The following is a 4,674-nucleotide window of genomic DNA, read 5'->3' as shown; positions in this document are numbered from 1 at the left end:
ACCTGCTCGACGCCCTCGACGCACTGCTCGCCGAACCGCCGTTGCGGGCCGCCGCCCACCGTCCCGCGGCGAAGGTCATGGCCAAGGCCGTGCGCCGGGACTTCGACCGGCTCGCCGCCCGGGTCGGTGACGCGCTCGCCGCCGAACCCGGACCCGAGCGCGACGAGGCCGTGCACACCGCGCGCAAGGCCGCCAAACGCACCCGGTACGCCGCCGAGGCGGCCCGGCCGGTCCTCGGCAAACCCGCCAAGCGCTACGTACGCCACATGAAGGACCTGCAGAGCCTGCTGGGTGAGCACCAGGACAGCGTCGTGACCCGCAGCGCGCTGCGGGAACTCGCCACCCAGGCCCACGCGGCCGGCGAACCCTCCTTCACCTACGGCGTACTGCACGAACGCGAGGCGCGGAGCGCCGCCCGGTGCGAGGAGGAGCTGCCGGGGGAGTGGGGCCGCATCACCGCCTTCACCACCTCCGACCGGGCCGAACGCCTCGCCGCCCGCCACTGAGACCGTCCGCCGGGACCGTCTGCCGGCCGGGTCCGGGAGCCGGCCGGCGGCCCCCGCCGCGGCGATCCGGGGGCCGTACCGGAGGCGTTAGGCTGGATGACCACCCACCGTCGAACCGCCCCCGTACACGAGGACACCCCATGCCTGTCGAGTCGGTCTTCCCGCGCCTGGAGGCTCTCCTCCCGCACGTCCAGAAGCCGATCCAGTACGTCGGCGGAGAACTCAACTCCCGAGTCAAGGAGTGGGACGACTGCGACGTGCGCTGGGCGCTGATGTACCCGGACGCCTACGAGGTCGGCCTGCCCAACCAGGGCGTCATGATCCTCTACGAGGTGCTCAACGAGCGGGAGGGTGTGCTCGCCGAGCGCACCTACAGCGTCTGGCCCGACCTCGAGAAGCTGATGCGCGAGCACCGGGTGCCGCAGTTCACCGTCGACGCGCACCGGCCGGTCGGCGAGTTCGACGTACTCGGTGTGTCCTTCTCCACCGAACTCGGCTACACCAACCTGCTCACCGCGCTCGACCTGGCCGGCATCCCGCTGCGCGCCGAGGACCGCACGCTGGACCACCCGATCGTCATGGCGGGCGGCCACGCCGCGTTCAACCCGGAGCCGATCGCGGACTACATCGACTGCGCGGTGGTCGGCGACGGCGAGCAGGCCGTGCTGGAGGCCACGGAGATCATCCGCCGCTGGAAGGCCGAGGACCGGCCCGGGGGACGCGAGGAGGTGCTGTTCCGCCTCGCCAGGACGGGCGGCGTGTACGTGCCCGGCTTCTACGACGTCGAGTACCTCCCGGACGGCCGCATCGCCCGCATGGTGCCCAACCGGTCCGGCGTGCCGTGGCGGGTCTCCAAGCACACCGTCATGGACCTCGACGAGTGGCCCTACCCCAAGCAGCCGCTGGTGCCGCTCGCGGAGACCGTCCACGAGCGCATGTCCGTGGAGATCTTCCGCGGCTGCACCCGGGGCTGCCGCTTCTGCCAGGCCGGCATGATCACCCGCCCGGTGCGCGAACGCTCCATCACCGGCATCGGCGACATGGTCGAGAAGGGCCTCAAGAACACCGGTTTCGAGGAGGTCGGGCTGCTCTCGCTCTCCTCCGCCGACCACTCGGAGATCGCCGACGTCGCCAAGGGCCTCGCCGACCGCTACGAAGAGGACAAGATCGGCCTCTCGCTGCCGTCCACCCGTGTCGACGCCTTCAACATCGACCTGGCGAACGAGCTGACGCGCAACGGCCGCCGCTCCGGCCTGACCTTCGCGCCGGAGGGCGGCAGCGAACGCATCCGCAAGGTCATCAACAAGATGGTCTCCGAGGAGGACCTGATCCGGACCGTCGCCACCGCCTACGGCAACGGCTGGCGGCAGGTGAAGCTGTACTTCATGTGCGGCCTGCCCACCGAGACCGACGATGACGTGCTCCAGATCGCCGACATGGCGACGAGGGTCATCGCCAAGGGCCGGGAGGTGTCCGGCTCCAACGACATCCGCTGCACGGTCTCCATCGGCGGTTTCGTACCGAAGCCGCACACCCCGTTCCAGTGGGCCCCGCAGCTCAGCGCCGAGGACACCGATGTGCGGCTGAGCAAGCTCAGGGACCGCATCCGCGGCGACAAGAAGTACGGCCGGTCCATCGGCTTCCGCTACCACGACGGCAAGCCCGGCATCGTCGAGGGCCTGCTCTCCCGCGGTGACCGCCGCGTCGGCGACGTCATCCGCGCGGTCTACGAGGCGGGCGGCCGGTTCGACGGCTGGCGCGAGTACTTCAGCTACGACCTGTGGATGGAGTCCGCCGCCAAGGCGCTGCCCGCGCACGGCGTCGACGTCGACTGGTACACCACCCGCGAGCGCACCTACGAGGAGGTCCTGCCCTGGGACCACCTGGACTCCGGCCTCGACAAGGACTGGCTCTGGGAGGACTGGCAGGACTCGCTCGACGAGACCGAGGTCGAGGACTGCCGCTGGACCCCCTGCTTCGACTGCGGCGTCTGCCCCCAGCTCGACACCGAGATCCAGATCGGCCCGACGGGCAAGAAGCTGCTGCCCCTGACGGTCAAGAACTCCGAACCGACACCGAGCGGCCACACGCACTGAACCGGGCGGGGCGGCCGGACGCCGCCACCGGTGCCGTCGCCCGCCCAGGGGTCGTTCGTGGGCGGGGTTCGCGTGATGACGCGGTGGCCGGCGCGAGTCGACCCCGTGGCCGTCCGCCGTGGCGCCGCTTGCCCCGCGCCGACTGCTCGGGTCGCAGGGCCGCGTGGCATCCTGGCCGGATGCCGCAGCTCGTTGTCCCCACCGTGCAGGTGCACGCCTCTTTTGTCGCCGCCGCGGAGGAGTTCAAGGCGGAGGGGCGGGGCGGTCCCGAGGACCGGTCGATGATCGGGCGGGACATCCGGGTGCACGGTGACCGGTGGCGCGCCCCCCAGTTCTTCGCCCGCTACGTGGCGGAGGTCCGCGCCGACGCACTGGAGGGCACGCCGCGCCCGGAGGGGTTCGTGCCGTGCACGACGCTCTGGTACGTCGACGGTGACACCTTCCTGGGGCGGATCGCCGTCCGGCACCGGCTCAATCCGGCGCTGCTGGAGTGGGGTGGCCACATCGGTTACGACGTGCGGCCCGGTGCGCGCCGCCGCGGCCACGCCACCGCCATGCTGCGGGAGTCGCTGCCGGTGGCCCGTCGGCTCGGGATCGCGGAGGTGCTGGTGACGTGCGACCACGACAACACCGCGTCGCGCCGGGTCATCGAGGCGTGCGGCGGGGTTTTTGAGGACCGGCGCCGGGAGAAGCTGCGGTACTGGATCACCACCGGGGAGAGCGGCCCGGCGGGCGCCGCCACCACCGGCAAGTAGGCTGGGGACAGGCCGTACCGGTTCCGCCCCGCTTCCCGGGGCCGCCCGGCGGCGGCCGGCGACGTCCGACCGAGGGTGGCGACCGGCGCCCGGCGCCACCCCGTCAGCCAAGGAGAAGGACCCTGGGCAAGCGACAGCCCGAAGGCCCACCGCCCGCACCCGCGGTGCAGCGCATCCGACTGCGCTACACCAAGCGAGGCCGCCTCCGGTTCACCAGCCACCGCGACTTCCAGCGCGCTTTCGAGCGCGCCCTGCGCCGATCCGCGGTCCCCATGGCGTACTCCGCCGGTTTCACCCCGCACCCGAAGGTCTCCTACGCCAACGCGGCGCCGACCGGTACCGCCAGTGAGGCCGAGTACCTGGAGGTCGCCGTCACCGAGCACCGCGACCCGGCGGTGCTGCGCGCGCTGCTCGACGAGTCGATGCCCGACGGGCTCGACATCATCGACGCGGTCGAGGCGCACACCTCCGGCTTCGCCGAGCGGCTCGAGGCCTCGCACTGGGAGCTCCGCCTGGACGGCGTCGAGCCGGAGGTCGCCGAGCGTGCCGCCGCCGCGTTCCTGGCGGCGGGCAGCGTCGAGGTGCAGCGGCAGACCAAGAAGGGCCTGCGCACCTTCGACGCGCGGGCCGCCGTCGCCTCACTGGAGACGGCACCCGGCAACCGTAGCGATCCGGTGCATTCCGGGCCCGCGCGTGTCGGACACGATAGGCCCGACGTCGGACCCTGTGCGATACTGCGGCTGGTGGTACGGCACCTGACACCTGCCGTGCGACCCGACGACGTCCTGTCCGGTCTCCGCGCTACGGCCGACCTGGCGCCGCCGGTCCCCGTAGCGGTGACCAGGCTGGCGCAGGGGCCGCTCGATGAGGAGACCGGCACGGTGACCGACCCGCTGGCGCCCGACCGCGACGCAACCCCCGTCGCGACGGCGCCCGGATCCACCGCGTAGGGCCGGCGTCGCAGCGCCGCCGACGTGCCACGCACCCAGGGAGCCACCCGGGTACCCGCCGGACGGCAGGCGCACTGACCAGGAGACTTTCGCCGTAGCCGGCCGAATGGCACGGAACCGGCGAGTGAGACAACAGCTCCCGTGCGGCGCCCGCGCCCCCGGACTGCCGCCCCGCCACACGCGCGGGACGCGGCCGAACTGAGGACACAGCGCCGCGCCAGGGAGCGTGACGGGAGAACCGCCCGCATGCCCGAGCAGACAGACTCCGCTTCCGCGGAGAGCAACGACAACAACAGCAGTCCGAGTGACAGCCTGCCGCCGCGCAGGCGTCGCCGGGTCGCCTCGCGCCCGGCCGGGCCCCCCGCCG

At 72.5% G+C, this 4,674-nt stretch carries 4 protein-coding genes; all 4 read left to right on the top strand.

The features are described 5' to 3' along the window. A partial coding sequence (locus ACYVE9_RS16230; RefSeq protein WP_461028570.1) for a CHAD domain-containing protein occupies window positions 1–506 on the top strand: 506 nt, incomplete at its 5' end. 140 nt (window positions 507–646) lie between these two features. Continuing rightward, window positions 647–2,602 (top strand): TIGR03960 family B12-binding radical SAM protein, encoded by a 1,956-nt coding sequence (locus tag ACYVE9_RS16225; RefSeq protein WP_461028569.1) that lies wholly within the window; start codon window positions 647–649, stop codon window positions 2,600–2,602. 179 nt (window positions 2,603–2,781) lie between these two features. After that, window positions 2,782–3,357: a GNAT family N-acetyltransferase gene (locus ACYVE9_RS16220; RefSeq protein ID WP_461028568.1), complete on the top strand. Its 576-nt coding sequence runs from the start codon at window positions 2,782–2,784 to the stop codon at window positions 3,355–3,357. A 164-nt stretch (window positions 3,358–3,521) separates the two neighbouring features. Then, window positions 3,522–4,307: a TIGR03936 family radical SAM-associated protein gene (locus ACYVE9_RS16215; protein ID WP_461028567.1), complete on the top strand. Its 786-nt coding sequence runs from the start codon at window positions 3,522–3,524 to the stop codon at window positions 4,305–4,307. Window positions 4,308–4,674 lie beyond the last annotated feature (367 nt).

This window comes from Streptomyces sparsus, from assembly GCF_054776295.1.
The sequence above is the reverse complement of the archived record's forward strand: the minus strand, read 5'-3'. Positions and strand labels throughout refer to the sequence as shown.